The 17562-nt window shown below is 70.0% G+C and carries 14 protein-coding genes and 2 pseudogenes; 12 read left to right on the top strand and 4 right to left on the bottom strand.

Going from position 1 to position 17562, the window contains the following annotated elements; translation table 11 throughout:
- Positions 1-54 precede the first annotated feature (54 nt).
- Both ACFW22_RS27910 and ACFW22_RS27905 read right to left on the bottom strand, forming a co-directional pair.
- Positions 55-1263 (bottom strand): IS4 family transposase, encoded by a 1209-nt coding sequence (locus ACFW22_RS27910; RefSeq protein ID WP_386409611.1) that lies wholly within the window; start codon positions 1261-1263, stop codon positions 55-57.
- A 418-nt stretch (positions 1264-1681) separates the two neighbouring features.
- Positions 1682-1882 (bottom strand): hypothetical protein, encoded by a 201-nt coding sequence (locus ACFW22_RS27905; protein ID WP_386409609.1) that lies wholly within the window; start codon positions 1880-1882, stop codon positions 1682-1684.
- 282 nt (positions 1883-2164) lie between these two features.
- Here ACFW22_RS27905 and ACFW22_RS27900 point away from each other — a divergent pair, with 282 nt between their 5' ends.
- From ACFW22_RS27900 to ACFW22_RS27870, 7 genes and pseudogenes are all read left to right on the top strand, one after another.
- Positions 2165-2596, top strand: coding sequence for a DUF2690 domain-containing protein (locus tag ACFW22_RS27900; RefSeq protein WP_386409607.1), 432 nt, complete (start codon positions 2165-2167; stop codon positions 2594-2596).
- 8 nt (positions 2597-2604) lie between these two features.
- Complete coding sequence (locus tag ACFW22_RS27895) at positions 2605-5676, top strand: hypothetical protein (protein ID WP_386409605.1); 3072 nt, start codon at positions 2605-2607, stop codon at positions 5674-5676.
- A gap of 221 nt (positions 5677-5897) precedes the next feature.
- The gene (locus ACFW22_RS27890; protein ID WP_386409603.1) at positions 5898-6419 is read left to right on the top strand and encodes a hypothetical protein; all 522 of its coding nucleotides are present in this window, start codon (positions 5898-5900) and stop codon (positions 6417-6419) included.
- 96 nt (positions 6420-6515) lie between these two features.
- A pseudogene (locus ACFW22_RS27885) lies at positions 6516-6713 on the top strand (transposase); the annotation flags it as partial.
- A 59-nt stretch (positions 6714-6772) separates the two neighbouring features.
- A pseudogene (locus tag ACFW22_RS27880) lies at positions 6773-7129 on the top strand (transposase); the annotation flags it as partial.
- A 137-nt stretch (positions 7130-7266) separates the two neighbouring features.
- Positions 7267-9003, top strand: a complete 1737-nt coding sequence (locus ACFW22_RS27875; protein ID WP_386409601.1) for an ABC transporter transmembrane domain-containing protein — start codon at positions 7267-7269, stop codon at positions 9001-9003.
- Positions 9000-10757, top strand: a complete 1758-nt coding sequence (locus ACFW22_RS27870; RefSeq protein ID WP_386409598.1) for an ABC transporter ATP-binding protein — start codon at positions 9000-9002, stop codon at positions 10755-10757. The genes ACFW22_RS27875 and ACFW22_RS27870 overlap by 4 nt, the downstream gene beginning before the upstream one ends.
- 187 nt (positions 10758-10944) lie before the next feature.
- Here the strand turns inward: ACFW22_RS27870 and ACFW22_RS27865 are convergent, their stop codons facing one another.
- A complete protein-coding gene (locus ACFW22_RS27865) occupies positions 10945-11874 on the bottom strand; it encodes a hypothetical protein (protein WP_386409596.1) in 930 nt (309 codons plus the stop codon).
- A gap of 79 nt (positions 11875-11953) precedes the next feature.
- Here ACFW22_RS27865 and ACFW22_RS27860 point away from each other — a divergent pair, with 79 nt between their 5' ends.
- The 3 genes from ACFW22_RS27860 to ACFW22_RS27850 all read left to right on the top strand — a co-directional run bounded on the left by ACFW22_RS27860 (position 11954) and on the right by ACFW22_RS27850 (position 14466).
- Positions 11954-12148: a DUF3046 domain-containing protein gene (locus tag ACFW22_RS27860; RefSeq protein WP_384880344.1), complete on the top strand. Its 195-nt coding sequence runs from the start codon at positions 11954-11956 to the stop codon at positions 12146-12148.
- Positions 12149-12462: 314 nt separating this feature from the next.
- Positions 12463-13578: an AI-2E family transporter gene (locus ACFW22_RS27855; protein WP_386409639.1), complete on the top strand. Its 1116-nt coding sequence runs from the start codon at positions 12463-12465 to the stop codon at positions 13576-13578.
- A gap of 78 nt (positions 13579-13656) precedes the next feature.
- A complete protein-coding gene (locus tag ACFW22_RS27850) occupies positions 13657-14466 on the top strand; it encodes an SGNH/GDSL hydrolase family protein (protein WP_386409594.1) in 810 nt (269 codons plus the stop codon).
- A 78-nt stretch (positions 14467-14544) separates the two neighbouring features.
- On the opposite strand, the gene ACFW22_RS27845 is transcribed toward ACFW22_RS27850, so the two are convergent.
- Positions 14545-15291, bottom strand: coding sequence for a VOC family protein (locus tag ACFW22_RS27845; RefSeq protein ID WP_386409592.1), 747 nt, complete (start codon positions 15289-15291; stop codon positions 14545-14547).
- Between the two features lie 402 nt (positions 15292-15693).
- On the opposite strand from ACFW22_RS27845, the gene recA reads away from it, so the two are divergent.
- Both recA and recX read left to right on the top strand, forming a co-directional pair.
- Positions 15694-16827, top strand: coding sequence for a recombinase RecA (recA, locus tag ACFW22_RS27840; protein WP_386409590.1), 1134 nt, complete (start codon positions 15694-15696; stop codon positions 16825-16827).
- Positions 16828-16830: 3 nt separating this feature from the next.
- Positions 16831-17397, top strand: a complete 567-nt coding sequence (gene recX / locus ACFW22_RS27835; RefSeq protein ID WP_384880359.1) for a recombination regulator RecX — start codon at positions 16831-16833, stop codon at positions 17395-17397.
- Positions 17398-17562: the final 165 nt, after the last annotated feature.

Below are 17562 nucleotides of genomic sequence, written 5' to 3'. Positions count from 1 at the left end.
AGCAGGTGCCGGGCTATCTCGTGCAGACCCTCTGCCAGGGCTGCGGCCAGGTGGTCAGGGGGAAAAGGCCGCCTGTGCGGTGACCTGTCGGCGTGCGAGGCGGATGCTGCGGGTGAAGGAGAGCCGGTCGGCGTCGAGTCGGGCGGCGTCCGCAGTGACGTGCATGAGGCTGCGGATCGCGTAGTGGACGAGCAGATGGCCCCAGACTTCCTGCTCGACGCCCTCAGGTGAACGGGACCGCAGGACCTGAGCGGGGCCGCGCTGATGGGTCTTGAGCTCGTCCAGTGCGGTCTCGATCTCCCGCCGCTCGTGATAGAGGGCGGCAAGGTCGGTGGCGGGGGCGGCGTCGGGGTCGAGGATGGTGGTGATCAGTCGGTAGGGCGCATCCTGCTCCGGGAAGCCCGGGCCTTGCAGGGTGTACTCGATGACCCGCACCACCTCGGGGTCGGCGCGTTTGCGGTGGTCCTTCGCGGTGACGATCTGCGACAGGTACGAGCCGTCGGACAGTTCCTGACGGACCGGCAGTACCTGGTGGGCGCGGACCCGCCACAACAGGTCCGCGCTGCCGGCCGAGGCCGCCCGCCACAGCTCCAGGCCGGTGAACCCGCGGTCGGCCAGCAGTAGATCCCCTACGCCGAGATGACCGAACAGGCTGCGGGCCAGGGCCGGTTCGGATGATGACAGCGGTCCCAGAGCGGCGGCAGTGATGGCGTGGGTGCCACACTCGGCCAGTGCCACCATCCGCACCTGCGGATATGCACACCGCTCGGTCCGATGGGTCTTCGGCCGCCCGAAGTACGCGGCGTTCGCCTCGCTGTCGGGCACGTCGAAGACCGTGCCGTCGACCGCCACCAGCCTCCACCGCCCATACCGGGCACCCCGGGTCTCCTCGGTCGCCAACGGCCGGGCAACCTCGGCGAACAGCGCCTCCAAAGGCTCCGGCCCCAGCTTCACCCGCGCCCGCGATATCGCCGCCGTAGTCGGCACCTGCCACGCGCCCGACCAACGCTTCGCCCAGGTCAGCCCCTGTGTGAGCAGTCGCGCGACCTCCTCATACCCCTGCCCAGAGAACAAGCACATCGCCAGCACGAAGTACACCACCACCCGCGGCGGCAGTAGCCGCGTGCGCTGGCCCGAGCGACCGGACTCGGCGATCACCCGGTCCACCAGCTCCGGCGGAAACGTACGCGTCAGCAGCCCGACCGCGATCCGGTCCGACAACCGCTCATCCGTCTCCGGCTTGACCTGCCCAGGGCGTGGCATCCAGGCACCTCCTGGACGCCACGCTAACAGCAGCGACACTTAAGTCACTGATATTGAGGCTAAGGGCCTTCCACGTCATTTTCCAGAATGAGGGCGACCGCGCTGAGCGAAGCTAATCCAGTTCGGCCACTCGGCATGGCTTAATTCCTTCGGGATGGGATCAGCACATGACGTACTAGCGAAATGGTCAGAATCAAATGTCAGGTACCTGACGTAGTCTGCCACTCTTCCGCCACATGGAATGAGGCATGGTGCACGCTAGGCAACATAATCTTGCGCGATTAGTCGCTCCGGCCGCCGCAGACGTCCTTGCGACGCTCGGCGCCGCCCCCACGGCGTCGTCGACACCGTCTTGGACAGCGGCCGAGACCTGTGAGTACATCTGCGGCGACGGGGTCCGCGCCGCCACCCACACCGGCTACGACCGCGTGGTGTTCGACTTGGGGGAGGGGCCGCTGCCGACGGTCGAGGCCACCCACTCCACGTCAAGTGGATACATGACTCCGGGCGGCGAGCCGAAGGCTCCGGTCACTCCCGGTTCCTCGTACCTGTTTTCGAGCCTCAAGGGCGCCGGGTCGGGGGACTCCGCGGCGACGAACCCCAGCGTGGAGTCGTTCAACTTGCCCACGGTCAAGGCGAGTCAGTTCACCTCCTGGAACGGCTCCATCCTCGGGTACTCCCCGAGATCGACTTCGGGACCGCCCTCGACGGTCCCGTCCCGCGCTACAACGACTTCACGCTGACCCAGCCGAACCGGGTCGTCGTCGACATCTACCGGTAGTCCCCTCTCATCTCGCTCAGGGAGAGTGTTGTGCGTAGAAGAAAGTGGGGAAGGGTAGGGGCCGCTCTGGGGCTCCTCTGTCTCTCCCAGACGCTCGCGGCGCCACAGGCGTCGGCAGGCGTGACCGCAGCCGGGTGCCACGCGGAGAGCTGTGCAGGCAAGGACCCGTACGCCATGGGGTGCGACTGGGACGCCGAGCCGCTCGAGCAGCTCAACATGGGCAACGACCTCGAAGTGAAGCTGGTCTACTCGTACAGCTGCAACGCCGTCTGGGCGACGGCGAGGCTGAACCCGGCCTACCCCGGCCAGGATTCGTTCTATGTGGCTCTGTGGTCCACGCCGACGATCGGCGGCGCCCAGTGGCCCAGGGGGACCACTAAGTGGCTCACCCGCGATCTACCGGTGGGCAACACCACCATGGGCGACTGGCAGGGCACCAACAAGGCCTGCTGGAACAACGTGGGGCCCAGCCAGGATCCGGCGCCCCTGGATTATGAAGGAGCCGGCGGCAACATGCCCCGTATAACTGGCGCCTGTACGGCCTGGCAGTGAGAGGAAACATGCTGAAGCACCCGCAGACGCCACGGCAGCGGCTCACCGCGCAGATGGCTGCGACCGCCGTGCTGGCGTCCTCGCTGGCCCTGATTCCGTTCGCGGCCCCGACGACGCCCGCCGAGGCGGCCGACGTCACCACGAACGTCCTCTTCGGCGCGCCGGAGAAGGCCCTCGGCAAGGACTACGAGAGCTCAACCGACGTGATCGTCAGTGGTACTGGCGACTCGGACGGCTTTCACATCGTGACCGCCTCGGAGCGGGAGGGCTACGCCTTCCGCGAGGTGGCCTCGCTGCGGCGCAAGGACATCGACGCGGGCCCGTGGACGGGGCATGTGTGTACCACCGGATCTGGCCGGTACGCGGCCGCCGTGTACATGCCGTCCATGTGGACGAACAAGCCGGGAGCCACCTATCGCGGCGCCTTCGCTGCCGTCGTGCGCCTGAGCGACGGCAAGGTCACCGAGGTCGCCGAGGGCGTGCAACTCGCCTACTACTCGCCGGGCTGCGGTGAGGACGACCGGGTGCTGTTCTCCACCAGCTCGGCCACGGACACCGACGCCGGGGAGACCACCGTCATCGAGGCGGACGCCGCAACGGGCAGGGCCACCGCCGACCGCACGGTCACCGGTCAGCTCACCCACATGCTGCCCACCCCGCGCGGGGACTACGGCGTCCTGAACGGCGAGCTGGTGAAGTTAACCGGTCACGGCACGTCGACACGCGCGCAGAAGCAGGCCGAGCTGCCCGGCCAGGTCTTCGCCCTGACCTCATCGGGCGCCGGCGACCTCGACCTCGGGCTCGTGAACGGCCGGAGGAGCGTCATCAGTCGCTGGCACGGCGGAAAGCTCTCCCCTCTCGGCTCCGGCGAGGTCGGGAAGCTCAAGCTCTTCCCGCGCAAGGGCGGCTCTCTCGTGGTGGGTGACATCGCCGGCGTGGACACCTCGCGCGCGCCCCGTCTCAAGGCCCAGCACTTCACAGGCCGGCCCGAGGCCGTCTCCCGCGAGGGGCGTCTGGTCGCGACCTCCCTCGTCTCGGACGAGCTGAAGGGCGTCACGGCGCCCCTCGGCACCTCGGAGGCAAAGGCCACGGAGGACGGGCTGGCCGCCGGCCTGATCCGTGTTCAAGCGACGGCCGTCCTCACGGGCGCCAAGGCAACGATCGCGTTCGACTCCGCAGCCCACCCCGTCAGGAAGGCAGCGGCCTCGGCGGACACCCCCGCGATGGGGCCCGCGGCCTACACCGTCTCCGGCCCGATCGCGAGCGAGGCCGCGGCACTCGGAGCGACCGAGGTGTCGCGGGACGACGTGGAGCCGCTCAGCTGCGGCGAGGGCAGCCCGGAGGCCATGTGCATCTCCGGCGGCACGAAGACGTACGACAAGTCCCGGGTCGACGCCTTCGAGATCCCCTGCTTGGTGAAGCGGAACAATCCCAAGCGGCAGGCACAGCAGCCCAGCGCCAACCAGGTGGAGTGGGCTGTCGACCAGGCCGTGCACGGCGCGCTCACCGTCCAGCGCCCGGCCAACTGGCACGACACCGGCCTGCCCGCGTTCTCGCCGCAGGGGCTGTTCCCCAAGCCGACGCTCACCGGTGGTGGTGACATCCCCGCCCAGGTGGTCCTTGGCATCCTCGCGCAGGAATCGAACTTCAAGCAAGCGTCCTGGCACTCGGTGAACGGAACCGCCGGCAATGTGCTCCAGGCCGACTGGTTCGGCAACGGGGCGTCCATCCACTACTACCCGAACCGCGACAAGTCGGACTGCGGGTACGGCATTGCCCAGGTCACCACCGGCATGTCCGAGAAGCACCCGATCCAGTTCGACGGCACCCGGGCCGGGGCCATCGCCACCGACTACGCGACCAACATCGCGGCCGGTATGGGGATCCTCGCCGAGAAGTGGAACCAGCTCAAGGCCCTCGGCATGGAGACCAACAACGGCAGTCCGCAGTGGATCGAAAACTGGTACATGGCCCTCTGGGGCTACAACAGCGGCGTCTACACGGATCCGTCCCAGCGCCGTGGCCTGGGCTTCTTCAACAACCCGGCCAACGCGCAGTACCCGCCGGACCGGCAGGGCTTCCTGCGGGCGACGTTCGACGACGCCGCGCACCCCGCCAACTGGCCGTACCAGGAGAAGGTCCTCGGCTGGGCGGAGACCCCGCACAAGACGTGGAACTGGGAACCCTCATACATGGTTCCCGACTTCCCCGGCGCCACGGCCCTGCTGAACCTGCCGACGAACTACGGCATGTTCTGTTCCCCCTCGGTCAACAACTGCACGCCAGGTACGACCAATCCCTGTCCAGCCATGAACGAGAGCTGCCGCTGGGCCGGCAGCGCCGCCTGGATCACCGGCCAGAACGAGACCAACTCCTCTCGTGAGCAGCTGCGGTTCACTGTCGGCTCCCCCGAGTCGGAACTCGTCGCCAAGTACCCGTCGGGACCCTGCATGACGACGCCTGACGGTAATCCGGACACCATCGTCGTTGATGACCTCAACGGGCGTGAGGACGTCTACGGTTGTGAGGCCTACCCGAACGCGGACAAGGGCAAGTTCTCGCTCCAGTTCGGAGACAACCTCATCGTGGACCGCGGCAACGGTACTTTCCGTGCCAGCCCGTACATCGCGCAGATTGACGTCCACCAGCTGGGCGCGGGCTACAACGGCCACGTGTTCTTCACACACAGCTACCCGTCGAGCGACTTCTTCCACAAGGTCACGGGGCGTTGGAAGCTCAACCCCGCCTACCTGCCAGACCCGGACCAGCCCGGCAGGCGGTACAACGTGTGGATTCACCTGCCCAACCACGGCGCCGAGGCGACCGTCCGTTACACGACCATTCCCGGCCCCAACAAGGAGGGGCTGGGCGTGGACATGTGCTCCATCAGCCAGGCGAACCGGACACAGGGCAAGAACTCCTGGTTCAAGCTGGGCTCGTGGCGCTTCTGGAAGGGGGGCGGCGTCGAGATGGACAACATCCACCCCGGCGGCACCGGAGACGCCAACGTCGCCTTCGACGCGGTTGCCTTCGTCCCCACGGCCACGCCCGACAAGGGCAATTGCAACATGGGGCAGTGATGAAAAGCGCGCACTCGATGCATCGTCGGGTCGTGGCGGCAGTCGCTCTCGCGGCTGCCGCCACCCTGACCGGCTGCACACAGCACGAAGGTACGGAGCAGTCGGGCCATCAGTCCGCCGGCGTACCCACCTCGTCCGCCTCGCCCCCGTCCTCAACTCCGACTACCGATCCCTGGGCGGTGGTTACGCCGCCGTCGGCTGCAGACTGGCCTGACCGGGCCGTGACCGCCGACCGTGTGCCGAGACTGGGGGAGAGCACGGTCATCGCTCCCGGCTACCGGGCGGACGACTTCCTGACCGGTCTCGCCGCGCGGTGGGACGTCCCCCTCAGCAAGCCGCGTTTGATCGACGCGCCACGCGGCCGCAAGGTGTGGCACATCTCCGGGGGCGTGCCCCGTGACGGTGAGCGGCAGCTCGCCATCTCCGGCGTTCCGACGGAGCAGGGCGACATCATCACGTTCAGTTGCATGGTGAAGGCAGACCGGGCAAAGGCCGGGGCCTTCCTGGAGGACTGCACCGACACCGGCATACCGGGGTGGGACGGCAAGGGCGCAGCCGCTTGGATTCGGACGGCGAAGCAGCAAGTCGACGCCCTCTACGCCGAGCAGAACCGGCAGGTCGTCAGCTCCCTGTACGTGTCCGCGGGCGCTCATGCACTCCTACTGAGGTCCGGCCCGACGCCCGAGTCGGTTGGAACATACACGCTAACGGTGGCCGGCGGAGGGCTCGCTGAGAGCCCCTGAGTACGTGCCGTATTAGTAGTGCTTGGTCAGGTCGTGTTTGGTGGTGTGTGTCCTTCGGGTTGTGTGTTGCGTTGTGGGTGTGTGACTCCGGACGAAATGGCTGCGGTGCGTGATGAGTTGGAGGTGTTTGCTGCGGAGGTGTTCGAGCCGTTTGCGCGCAAGGACCAGCGCCGGTGGGGGCAGGTCTACCTGCGGGGACTGCTGACCGACGGCAAGCGCAAGTCGGTCGAGCCGATGGCCGCTCGCCTCGGGGAGGACGGGAACCGGCAGGCTCTGGCCCACTTCATCACCACCAGCCCGTGGGATCCGGCCCACATCCGGGCCTGCCTGGCCTGGAGGATGGAGACGGCGATTTCGTGGCCTTGCGGATCCGGCCCGCCGGGCGTCAGATCCGCCAGGCCACCGAGGGCCCGGAACTGCCCGAGTGCTGGCTGCTGGCCGAGTGGCCCGCGCGCGAGAGCGAGCCGGTCCAGTTCTGGCTGTCCGACCTGCCCGCCGACACCCCGCTGACCACCCTGGTCCGCCTGGCCAAGCTCCGCTGGCGCATCGAGCACGACTACCGCGAGATGAAGCAGGCCCTGGGGCTGGCCCACTTCGAGGGCCGGACCTGGGGCGGCTGGCACCACCACGTCACCCTCGTCTCTGCCGCCCACGCCTTCTGCACCCTGCAACGACTGGCCAGAGCCCCAAAAGACGCGGCGCCGGCCTGAGCCTCTACCAAGTCGTCCGCGAACTACAGACCCTCCTCGCCACCTGGACCGGCGCCTGCCCCACCTGCCACCGCGACATACCAAGCACCACACCAACCTGACCAAGCACTATTAGGGGAGACGGTGAGTTTTTGCTCATGACGGATTCGCATGCCGACCTGGGAACCCCGGACCACCGGAGTGCCGCGCGCTACCTGTGGTGGCTGACCACGAGTCAGCGTCGCAGGGTGGCGGGCGGTGCGGTGGTCGGCACCCTCTGGATGGTCTGCCTCATGCTGCCGCCGTACCTCATGCAGCGTGCCGTCGACGACGGGCTCCAGGCGGGGAGGACCGGCGCCCTGGTCGGCTGGGTGGCCGCACTGGTCGGCGCTGCGCTGCTCAACGCATGGCTCGGCATCATGCGCCACCGCATCATGACGCGGGTCCGGATGGACGCCACCTTCCGGACCGTCAAGGTCGTGGTCGCGCATTCCACCCGACTGGGTGCCGAACTGCCCCGACGGGTGTCGACCGGTGAGGTGGCCAGCATCGGCGTGGGCGACGTCGCGCAGATGAGCCAGACGTTGACGATCACCGGACCGGGCGTCGGTGCGGTCGTCGCGTACCTGGTGGCGGCCGGGTTGCTGCTGTCGGTCTCCGTACCGCTCGCCCTCGTGGTCCTGCTGGGGGTGCCGTTGCTCGTGGTGGTGGTCGGGCCGCTGCTGGAGCGCCTCCGGGGCGCGGAGTCCCGGTACCGTGAGCAGCAGGGGGCACTGACCGCACGCCTCGGGGACATCGTCGGCGGCATGCGCGTGCTCAACGGCATCGGTGGCAAGGAGTTGCTGGCCGGCCGCTACCTACGCGGTTCACGGGACCTGCAGGCCGAGGGCTACCGGGTCGGCGCCGTGACCAGCTGGATCCAGGCGCTCTCGGTCGGCCTGCCCGCCCTCTTCCTCGCGCTGGTGACCTGGCTGGCCGCCCGGATGGCCGCCGAGGGCACCATCACGATCGGCACGCTGGTCGCCGTCTACGGCTACGTCGCCGTCCTGGTGGTGCCGGTCTCCAACTTCATCGAGGGCGGATACGACCTCACCAGGGGCCTGGTGGCTGCTCGACGGGTGATCCGGATGCTCGGGCTGAAGCCCGCCGTCGAGGACGCCACGACGCTCCGACCGGCTCCTGACGCACCGTCGGTCCTGCGCGATGCCGACACCGGTGTGGAACTGGCCCCGGGCCGGCTGACTGCGATCGTGAGTGCCCGCCCGGCCGATTCCGCGGCCGTGGTCGACCGCCTCGGCCGGTACGACGCATCCGCGGCGACCTGGGGCGAGGTGCCGCTCGCCGAGGTCGCCCTGTCAGAGGTTCGCAGCCGGATCATGGTGGCGGACAACGACGCCGACTTCTTCTCCGGGGCGCTGCACAGCGTGGTCGGCGGCCGGTCCGAGCACACCGGCCGGTCCATCGCCCGGGCGGTCAGGGACGCCGCGGCGGAGGACATCGTGCAGGCGATGCCCGACGGCCTGGACACCACGGTCCGGGCCCAGGGCAGCAACCTCTCCGGCGGCCAGCGCCAGCGGCTGCGGCTGGTTCGCGCCCTGCTGGCGGACCCTGAGGTGCTCCTACTGGTCGAACCCACCTCCGCCGTGGACGCCCACACCGAGGCCGCCATGGCCGCCGGGCTGCGCCGGGCGCGGGCCGGCCGCACCACCGCCCTCACCTCGACCTCCCCCGTCCTGCTGGAGCAGGCCGACACCGTCTGCTACCTCGTCGACGGCCGTCTGGCGGCAGCCGGCCCGCACCGGCAGTTGCTCGTCTCGGAGCCCGGTTACCGCGCGCTGGTGGCCCGCGGTGAAACCGCCACCGGGCCCGTGTCCGCCGAGGAGGCCGTCCGATGACCGCTCAGACCGAGACCGCTTCCGGGCGGCTCCCGATTGCCGGTCCCGCCGAGGTCCGTCGGTCCGCCGCGCGCCTGATGCGCCAGGACGGCCGTGCGGTCGCCACGATGCTGACCCTCAACGGGCTCGCCGCAGCCGCCGGCCTGGGCGGCCCCTGGCTGCTCGGCCGGATCGTCGACGACGTCCGGGGCGGCGCCGGGGTCGCACACGTCGATCGGCTCGCCCTCGGCATCCTCTGCTTCGCGCTCGCGCAGCTGCTCCTCGGCCGCTTCGCCCGCTACGCCGCCCACCGCTTCGGCGAGCGTACCCTGGCGCGGATCCGAGAGCGGTTCGTCGACCGTGCCCTCGCCCTGCCCGCTGCGGTGGTCGAACGTGCCGGTACCGGTGATCTGTTGACGCGTGGCACGGCCGACGTCGCCACCGTCGGCACCACCCTGCGCGACGCCGGGCCGGAGGTCTCCGTGGCGCTCGTCCAGATCCTCCTGATCCTGGTCGCCATGCTCGCGGTCAACCCGCTCCTCGGCATCTGCGGGCTGCTCTGTCTCTCCGGAATCTGGTTCGCCACCCGCTGGTACCTGCGCCGCGCGCACCCGGGCTACCTCGCCGAGGGGGCCGCCAACTCCGAGCTCATCGAGATCCTCACCGCCACCGCGGCAGGGGCCCGCACCGTCGAGGCCCTGGGCCTCCAGGACCGCCGGATCGCCGCCACCGCCGAGGCGGTCGAGCGCTGCCGGGCCACCCGTACCCACACCCTCGACCTGCGCACCGTGCTCTTCCCGGTGGTCGAGTTCTCGTACGTCGCCCCGGTCGCCGGCATCCTGCTGCTCGGCGCCGCCCTGCGCGACACCGGCGCGGTCACCACCGGCGCGGTGGTCGCCTGCGCCCTCTACTTCTGGAAGCTCTCCGAGCCGCTGGACAAGGTCCTGCTCTGGCTCGACCAGATCCAGCGCAGCAATGCGTCCTTCGCCCGGGTCGAGGGCATCGGCCAGGTGGACGTCCCGGCCGTGACCGGCGGCGGTCGGCCCGAGGACGACCGGATCGACGTGGTCGACGTCCGCTACGCCTACCAGGGCGAGCGGGACGTCCTGCACGGCGTCGACCTCACCGTCCGTCCGGGCGAGCGGCTGGCGGTGGTCGGCCCCTCCGGGGCGGGCAAGTCCACCCTGGGCCGACTGCTGGCCGGTGCGGAGCGGCCCCGTACCGGACGGGTGACGGTGGGGCAGGTGCCGGTCGCCGAGCTCGACCCGGCCCTGCTGCGCCGGCACGTCGTCCTGGTCTCCCAGGAGCACCACGTCTTCCTCGGCACCGTCCGGGACAACCTCCTGATCGCCGATCCGTCCGCGACCGACGCGGACCTGCACGCGGTGCTGGCCGCCGTCGACGTCGACTGGGTGGACGGGCTGCCGGACGGGCTGGACACGGAGCTCGGCTCCGGTGGGCTCCGCCTGGACGCCCAGCAGGCCCAGCAACTCGCCCTGGCCCGCGTCGTCCTGGCCGATCCGCACACGCTGATCCTGGACGAGGCGACCTCCCTGCTCGACCCGGCCACCGCCCGGCATGCCGAGCGCTCGCTGGCGGCCGTGCTCGCGGGACGCACCGTGATCGCCATCGCCCACCGCCTGCACACCGCCCACGACGCGGACCGGGTAGCGGTCATGGACGGCGGACGGGTGACGGAACTGGGCAGCCATGAGGAGCTGTTGGCCGCCGGGGGTGGATACGCCAGGCTGTGGAAGTCCTGGCACGGCGCCTGAAAGCGTTCCCTCCTTGCGCGCCCTCTCGACCGGGAGGAGCGGGACCCCGTGGACGCGGCACCCCGCAGCCGCCGCCATGCCGCGCGTACCCCCACGTGGCCTTTCCGGTCGCCGTGGGGGCCGTCGTCGTCACGGTCGGGGCGGGCCCCGGGGCGGTGACCGCGGGCGACGGCCCCGGAGCACAGGGTCACCCGATGCTGCGGCCGTGCGCGCGCAGGGTGCGCAGCGCCTCCACGGTGACGATCGGGCGCCACTCCAGGGCCGAGCCGGGTGCCCAGGCCCGCCAGCGGATCGGCCAGCCGCCGTCCTCCTGCTGGTCGGCTTCCAGCCGGTCCAGCGAGCGGGCCATCTCCCCGGCGGTGAACCATCGTGCTGCCAGCGAGTCCGGCGCGGGTGCGTAGTCGTGGGGGAAGTGGTGCTCGCCGGGGGCGTAGCCGTCCGCGACCGGGAAGTCCTCGGGTCTCTCCGGGTCGAGCACGACGAGCCGCTGTTCACGGACGAGCCGCCCGAGGCGTGCAGCGGCCTCCTCGGCGCGCGCACGGTCGGGGACCCCGTCCAGGAAGGCCACGGCCGCCTGGATCTCGTACGGGTGGGACTTCTCCAGCGCCTCCAGGGCCGACCAGCAGAACTCGGTGGCCCGGAACAGCCATGCGTGCCACACCTGGTTGCGGTGCAGCACCCCGACCACCGGCCCCGTCGAGAGCAGCGCGCTCGGCGGAGCGTCGACGACCGGGACGAAGGGCGCCGAGGGGTAGCCGTGCTGGGACGGATGGATCGCCGGGAGGGCGCCGTCCTGCGTGGAGACCTCGGTGAGGTAGCGGCAGATCCGTTCGGTGCGCAGTCCGCCGCAACGGTCGATGGAGTCCAGGACCCGCAGGCCGTGTGCGGTGTGCAGGGGTTGGCTCACTGGCCCGCGCAGATCGGGTTCGAGCGCGTGGCCGTAGCCGCCGTCCTCGTTGAGGTATGCCGCGAGGGCCGTCTCGACCCGTTCCGCGCCGCCGTGCAGGAAGTGGAAGGCGAACCGGCGCTGTTCGAGGACGCGGGCCGTCAGCCAGATGAAGCGCTCGGCGCGTGCCAGGGGGGTCGAGGACGGGGAAGGGAGGGGATTTTCGGCCATGCTCCGACCGTAGGGCGGAAAAGCGCGGTGACAAGCCCTACGGAGCGGGCTGCACTCTTGGGGGCTGGATACTGGGGTCATGCGGTTGACGATTTTCTGGGAACGGATGGCCGACCACTTCGGCCCGTCGTACGCCGAGTCCTTCGCGCGCGACCACGTGATGGCGGAGCTCGGGGGCCGGACGGTACGGGAGGCCCTGGAGGCCGGCTGGGAGGCGAAGGCCATTTGGCGCGCCGTCTGTGCGGCCGTCGACGTACCGGCCGACAAGCGGTGACCGGACGGCGAACCCCCGGGTGACCGGCGAGAAGGTGAGGGGCAGCGGGCGGGAATGTCCGTGCGGTGCGCGAGACTGACGGGGTGGCCCCGACTGACGACGCAGACGACACCGACACGATGGAACCGACCGAGACGACGGCGGTGAGCGCAGCTCCCGCCGTCCTGTCCGACTCCGCCGCGACGGAGTGCCCGGTGCCCGGCCCGGTCCTTGCCGCGGAAGGTGCCGGGCGCGCCGCGGCGACCGCTCCGCCCGCCGCTCCGCCCGCCGCCGAGTCGGAGCCGGCCACCGGGGCGTCGGCCGGTGCGGCGAGGATGCCGCGCTGGTTGCCCCGCGCGCTCGTCCTGGCCTTCGCGCTGTACGCGTGCTTCCTGCTGGGCAACTGGGCCTTCCACCAGCTCGTCGGCCTCCTCGTCAACATCCTGCTCGCCTTCTTCCTCGCGCTCGCCATCGAACCGGCGGTCGGGCGCATGGCGGCCCGGGGGATGCGTCGTGGCCTCGCCACCTTCCTCGTCTTCTTCGCCGTCACGATCGTCAGCATCGGCTTCGTCGTCCTCCTCGGCTCGATGCTCGCCGGCCAGATCGTGGACATGGTCGAGAACTTCCCGAAGTACCTCGACTCGCTGATCAACTGGATCAACCAGACCTTCCACACGGACCTGTCGCGCGTCGAGGTCCAGGACAGCGTGTTGAGCTCCGAATGGCTGCAGAAGTACGTGCAGAACAGTGCCTCCGGTGTCCTCGACGTGTCCGCCACCGTCCTCGGCGGGCTCTTCCGGCTCCTCACGATCTTCCTGTTCTCGTTCTACTTCGCGGCCGACGGGCCCCGTTTGCGGCGCGCGCTCTGCTCCGTACTGCCGCCCGCCCGGCAGGCCGAGGTCCTGCGGGCGTGGGAGATCGCGGTCGACAAGACCGGCGGGTATCTGTACTCGCGCGGTCTGATGGCCCTGATCTCGGGCATCGCGCACTTCGTGGTCTTCGAGATCCTGGGGGTGCCGTACGCCCCGGCGCTCGCGGTGTGGGTCGGCCTGGTCTCGCAGTTCATCCCGACCATCGGCACCTATCTGGCCGGCGCCCTGCCGATGTTGATCGCCTTCACCGTCAACCCCTGGTACGCGCTGTGGGTGCTCGGCTTCGTGGTGGTCTACCAGCAGTTCGAGAACTACGTGCTGCAGCCGAAGCTCACCTCCAAGACCGTGGACATCCACCCGGCAGTGGCCTTCGGCTCGGTCATCGCCGGAACGGCGCTGCTCGGCGCGGTCGGCGCGCTGATCGCCATTCCTGCCGTCGCCACCTTGCAGGCCTTCCTCGGTGCGTACGTGAAGCGCTACGACGTGACCGACGACCCCCGCGTCCACGGCCACCGCCGGTACGGCGAGGCGGTCGTGGCCCGTCTGCAGAAGGCCCTGCAGCACAAGAAGGAATCCTGAGTCGGAGCGTCAGGGTACTGGCAAAGTTCTCTAGTGGAATAATTGAATAGGGTGTGGGGATCGAGGAAAGGCGGGGCCATGACTGACGGCACGTTTCTGCGGTACGTCGCCCTGGGGGACAGCCAGACCGAGGGGCTCGGTGACGGCGACGACGCCACCGGGCTGCGCGGTTGGGCGGACCGGCTCGCGGAACTGCTCGCCCGCGAACACCCCGACGTGCTCTACGTCAACCTGGCCGTACGGGGCCGTCTCGCCGGGCAGGTCCGAGCCGAACAGCTCGCTCCCGCCCTGGCGCTCCGGCCGGACCTCGCCACCGTCGTCGCCGGCGTCAACGACCTGCTGCGGCCGCGCTTCGACCCGGACGGAACGGCCGGGCACCTGGAGTCCATGTTCGCCGCCCTGACCGGCGAAGGGGCCCGCGTCGTCACCCTCACCTTTCCCGACGTCGGCCGGATCACCCCACTCGCCCGACCGCTCGCCCCCCGGGTCGAGGCGCTCAACGAAAGGATCCGTGCGGCCTCGCGCCGACACGGCGTCACCGTCGTCGAAACCTCCCACCACCCCGTCGTCACCGACCCCCGGCTGTGGAGCCCCGACCGGTTGCACGCCGGACCGCTCGGCCATGCGCGCATCGCCGCAGCGGTCGCCCAGGCGCTCGCCCTGCCCGATTCCGACGACTCCTGGACCCGGCCCCTGCCCCCGGGGAACCCTTCCGAGGGCTTCGGAGCAGTGACCGCCGAACTCCGCTGGATCGGATCCTTCCTCGGCCCCTGGCTCGGCCGGCGCCTACGGGGTCGCTCGTCCGGCGACGACCGGCGGGCCAAGCGACCGGAGCTGCTGCCGATGGCGGCGGCCCCGCACGGGCCCCTCCCGCCCGGAGGCGGGTGACCGCAGGCATCCGCCCCCTCGGAGCCGGAAACCCCGGCCGCGACCGCCCCGGGGCCCTTCGGGAGGTGAAGCACCCCGTCAGCGCGGCGGAGCGAGGACGCAGAACTCGTGCCCCTCGGGATCGACCAGACAGGTCCAGGGGACCGCGCCCTGGCCGAGGTCGAGAGGGACGGCGCCGAGGCCCTTCAGCCGGGCGGCCTCCGCCGTCTGGTCGGCACCGGGGTACGGCAGCAGGTCGAGGTGGACGCGGTCCGGAGCGGTCTTCCCGTCGGGCGTCCGGAAGAACTCCACATAGGGGCCGACCCCCTGGGAGGAGCGCAGCCGCGCGTAATCGTCCGTCACCTCGTGCAGCGTCCAGTCCGTCGCCTCGCCCCAGAACCGCGCCATCGCCCGGGGGTCGGCGCAGTCGACCACCACCATGGCGATCGGCCCGGTGTCCCGGAAGACCTCCCGGGGTTCCAGTACGCAGAACTCGTTGCCCTCGGGATCGGCGAGGACCGTCCACGGGACGTCGCCCTGCCCCAGGTCCACGGGCGTCGCGCCGAGGGCCCGGAGGCGTTCGACCAGCTCTGCCTGGTGGGTCGCGGAGGTGGTGGCGAGATCGAGGTGGACGCGGTTCTTCGCCGAAGACTTGGGCTCCGGGACGGTCACCACGTCCACGCAGACGGCGACCGGATCCGGCCAGACGAATCCGCCTCCCGGTTCCACATGGGTCACCCCGGGGGCCTCACTGGATGTCCCCCAGCCGAGCGCCTCCGCCCAGAACCGGCCGATCGCCGAGTCGTCAAGGGCCTTGATGTTCACGTTGACCGGTCTCATCGCCATGGCGGTGATCTTGGAAGGCGCCCTGCGGCCCCCCGTGCCGTTGCCGAACGGTGGTCGACCCGAGGACGGCCGCGCGTGATGTCGACCGTCCGTGTCGTCGGACCGCGGAGTGCAGTGTCCCGGTGCCGCACCCCGCACCCCCGCCCCGACGCGCCCGGTGGCGTCCGTGCCCGACGGTGTGCGGCCTTCACCGGCGCAAGGCGCACGAAGGTGGCCCGGCTCCCGCGTGGCTTGCTTGACACTAAAATCGAACATCCATTCTCATGAAGGTCTGGCCCTTGGAATCACGGGCTCGATGCCGAGTTGTCCACAGGCCGGAAGGGACGTCGGAGCCCATTGTCAGTGGCAGGGGTTAGCGTCTTTCACATGAAGCGATCGACTCAAGCAAACCGGGTGGAACCCATGGCAGGAACCGACCGCGAGAAGGCGCTCGACGCCGCGCTCGCACAGATTGAACGCCAATTCGGCAAGGGCGCCGTGATGCGCATGGGCGACCGCACCCAGGAGCCGATCGAGGTGATCTCCACCGGATCGACCGCCCTCGACGTCGCCCTCGGTGTCGGCGGTCTGCCGCGCGGTCGTGTCGTGGAGATCTACGGACCGGAGTCGTCCGGTAAGACGACCCTGACCCTGCACGCCGTTGCCAACGCCCAGAAGGCCGGCGGACAGGTCGCCTTCGTGGACGCCGAGCACGCCCTCGACCCCGAGTACGCGAAGAAGCTCGGCGTGGACATCGACAACCTCATCCTGTCCCAGCCGGACAACGGCGAGCAGGCCCTTGAGATCGTCGACATGCTGGTCCGCTCCGGTGCGCTCGACCTGATCATCATCGACTCCGTCGCAGCCCTCGTGCCGCGAGCGGAGATCGAGGGCGAGATGGGCGACTCGCACGTGGGTCTCCAGGCCCGCCTGATGAGCCAGGCCCTCCGGAAGATCACCAGCGCGCTCAACCAGTCCAAGACCACCGCGATCTTCATCAACCAGCTCCGCGAGAAGATCGGCGTGATGTTCGGTTCGCCGGAGACCACGACCGGTGGACGCGCCCTGAAGTTCTACGCTTCGGTGCGCCTCGACATCCGCCGCATCGAAACCTTGAAGGACGGCACGGAAGCGGTCGGTAACCGCACCCGCGTCAAGGTCGTCAAGAACAAGGTCGCGCCCCCCTTCAAGCAGGCCGAGTTCGACATCCTCTACGGCCAGGGCATCAGCCGCGAGGGCGGCCTGATCGACATGGGCGTGGAGCACGGCTTCGTCCGCAAGGCCGGCGCCTGGTACACCTACGAGGGCGACCAGCTCGGCCAGGGCAAGGAGAACGCCCGTAACTTCCTGAAGGACAACCCCGACCTCGCCAACGAGATCGAGAAGAAGATCAAGGAGAAGCTGGGCGTCGGTGTCCGCCCCGATGCCCCGTCGGCCGAGCCGGGTGCAGACGCGGCAGGTGCTTCCGACGCGGCCGGGGCGGACGACGCCAAGAGCGCCGCTGCTCCCGCGAGCAAGAGCGCGAAGGCGACCAAGGCCACCGCGGTCAAGAGCTGACCGGTGACCGGTCGCACCGAATGGCCGGGTGACAGTCCCGACTCGTCGAGGGCCGAGAAGGAGCTGTCACCTCAGGATCCCGCTGAGCGAGCGCGCGCGATCTGTCTGCGTCTGCTCACCGGGAACCCCCGCACGCGCAAGCAACTCGCGGATGCGCTGCGCAAGCGGGAGATCCCCGACGAGGTGGCCGAAGAGGTCCTCTCCCGCTTCGAGGACGTCGGTCTCATCGACGACGCCGCCTTCGCCGGTGCCTGGGTGGAGTCCCGCCACCATGGACGGGGTCTCGCCCGGCGAGCCCTTGCCAGGGAACTCCGCACCAAAGGGGTTGAACCGACCCTCATCCAGGAGGCCGTGGGCCAGCTCGACTCCGAGCGGGAGGAAGCCACGGCGCGCGAGCTCGTGGACCGCAAGTTGCGGGCCACCCGTGGTCTCGAGCGAGACCGGCGACTGCGCCGGCTCGCAGGAATGCTGGCTCGCAAGGGGTACCCGGAGGGCATGGCGCTCCGTGTCGTCCGTCAAGCGTTGGAGGCCGAGGGCGAGGATGTGGACGGGCTGGACGAGCCCTTTTGAGGCCTTCGTCAAGGGAGGCGTCTCTGGGGGGCGCTTGAGAAGGGAATCACGGGGCGGGGCGCCTCGGACGACCGGCTCGGGGGAGCGGTCGTCTGGTGAGCGCTCATGGGCCGGGTGCTCTGCGGCAGGCGTCCGGAGCACGGACGTTTTCGTGCGGGCCGAAAG

This window comes from Streptomyces sp. NPDC058872, assembly GCF_042743065.1.
Classification (GTDB): Bacteria; Actinomycetota; Actinomycetes; order Streptomycetales; family Streptomycetaceae; genus Streptomyces.
Note: the sequence above shows the minus strand (reverse complement) of the source record. Positions and strands in the feature narration are given on the sequence as shown.

Bases quoted from the DNA above. Each gene is read 5' to 3' on its own strand.
- ACFW22_RS27865 (WP_386409596.1), bottom strand. From the start codon at position 11,874: ATGGCCGAAAATCCCCTCCCTTCCCCGTCCTCGACCCCCCTGGCACGC.
- ACFW22_RS27895 (WP_386409605.1), top strand. From the start codon at position 2,605: ATGCTGAAGCACCCGCAGACGCCACGGCAGCGGCTCACCGCGCAGATG.
- ACFW22_RS27845 (WP_386409592.1), bottom strand. From the start codon at position 15,291: ATGGCGATGAGACCGGTCAACGTGAACATCAAGGCCCTTGACGACTCG.
- recA (WP_386409590.1), top strand. From the start codon at position 15,694: ATGGCAGGAACCGACCGCGAGAAGGCGCTCGACGCCGCGCTCGCACAG.
- ACFW22_RS27875 (WP_386409601.1), top strand. From the start codon at position 7,267: ATGACGGATTCGCATGCCGACCTGGGAACCCCGGACCACCGGAGTGCC.
- ACFW22_RS27850 (WP_386409594.1), top strand. From the start codon at position 13,657: ATGACTGACGGCACGTTTCTGCGGTACGTCGCCCTGGGGGACAGCCAG.
- ACFW22_RS27910 (WP_386409611.1), bottom strand. From the start codon at position 1,263: ATGCCACGCCCTGGGCAGGTCAAGCCGGAGACGGATGAGCGGTTGTCG.
- ACFW22_RS27870 (WP_386409598.1), top strand. From the start codon at position 9,000: ATGACCGCTCAGACCGAGACCGCTTCCGGGCGGCTCCCGATTGCCGGT.
- ACFW22_RS27860 (WP_384880344.1), top strand. From the start codon at position 11,954: ATGCGGTTGACGATTTTCTGGGAACGGATGGCCGACCACTTCGGCCCG.
- ACFW22_RS27855 (WP_386409639.1), top strand. From the start codon at position 12,463: ATGCCGCGCTGGTTGCCCCGCGCGCTCGTCCTGGCCTTCGCGCTGTAC.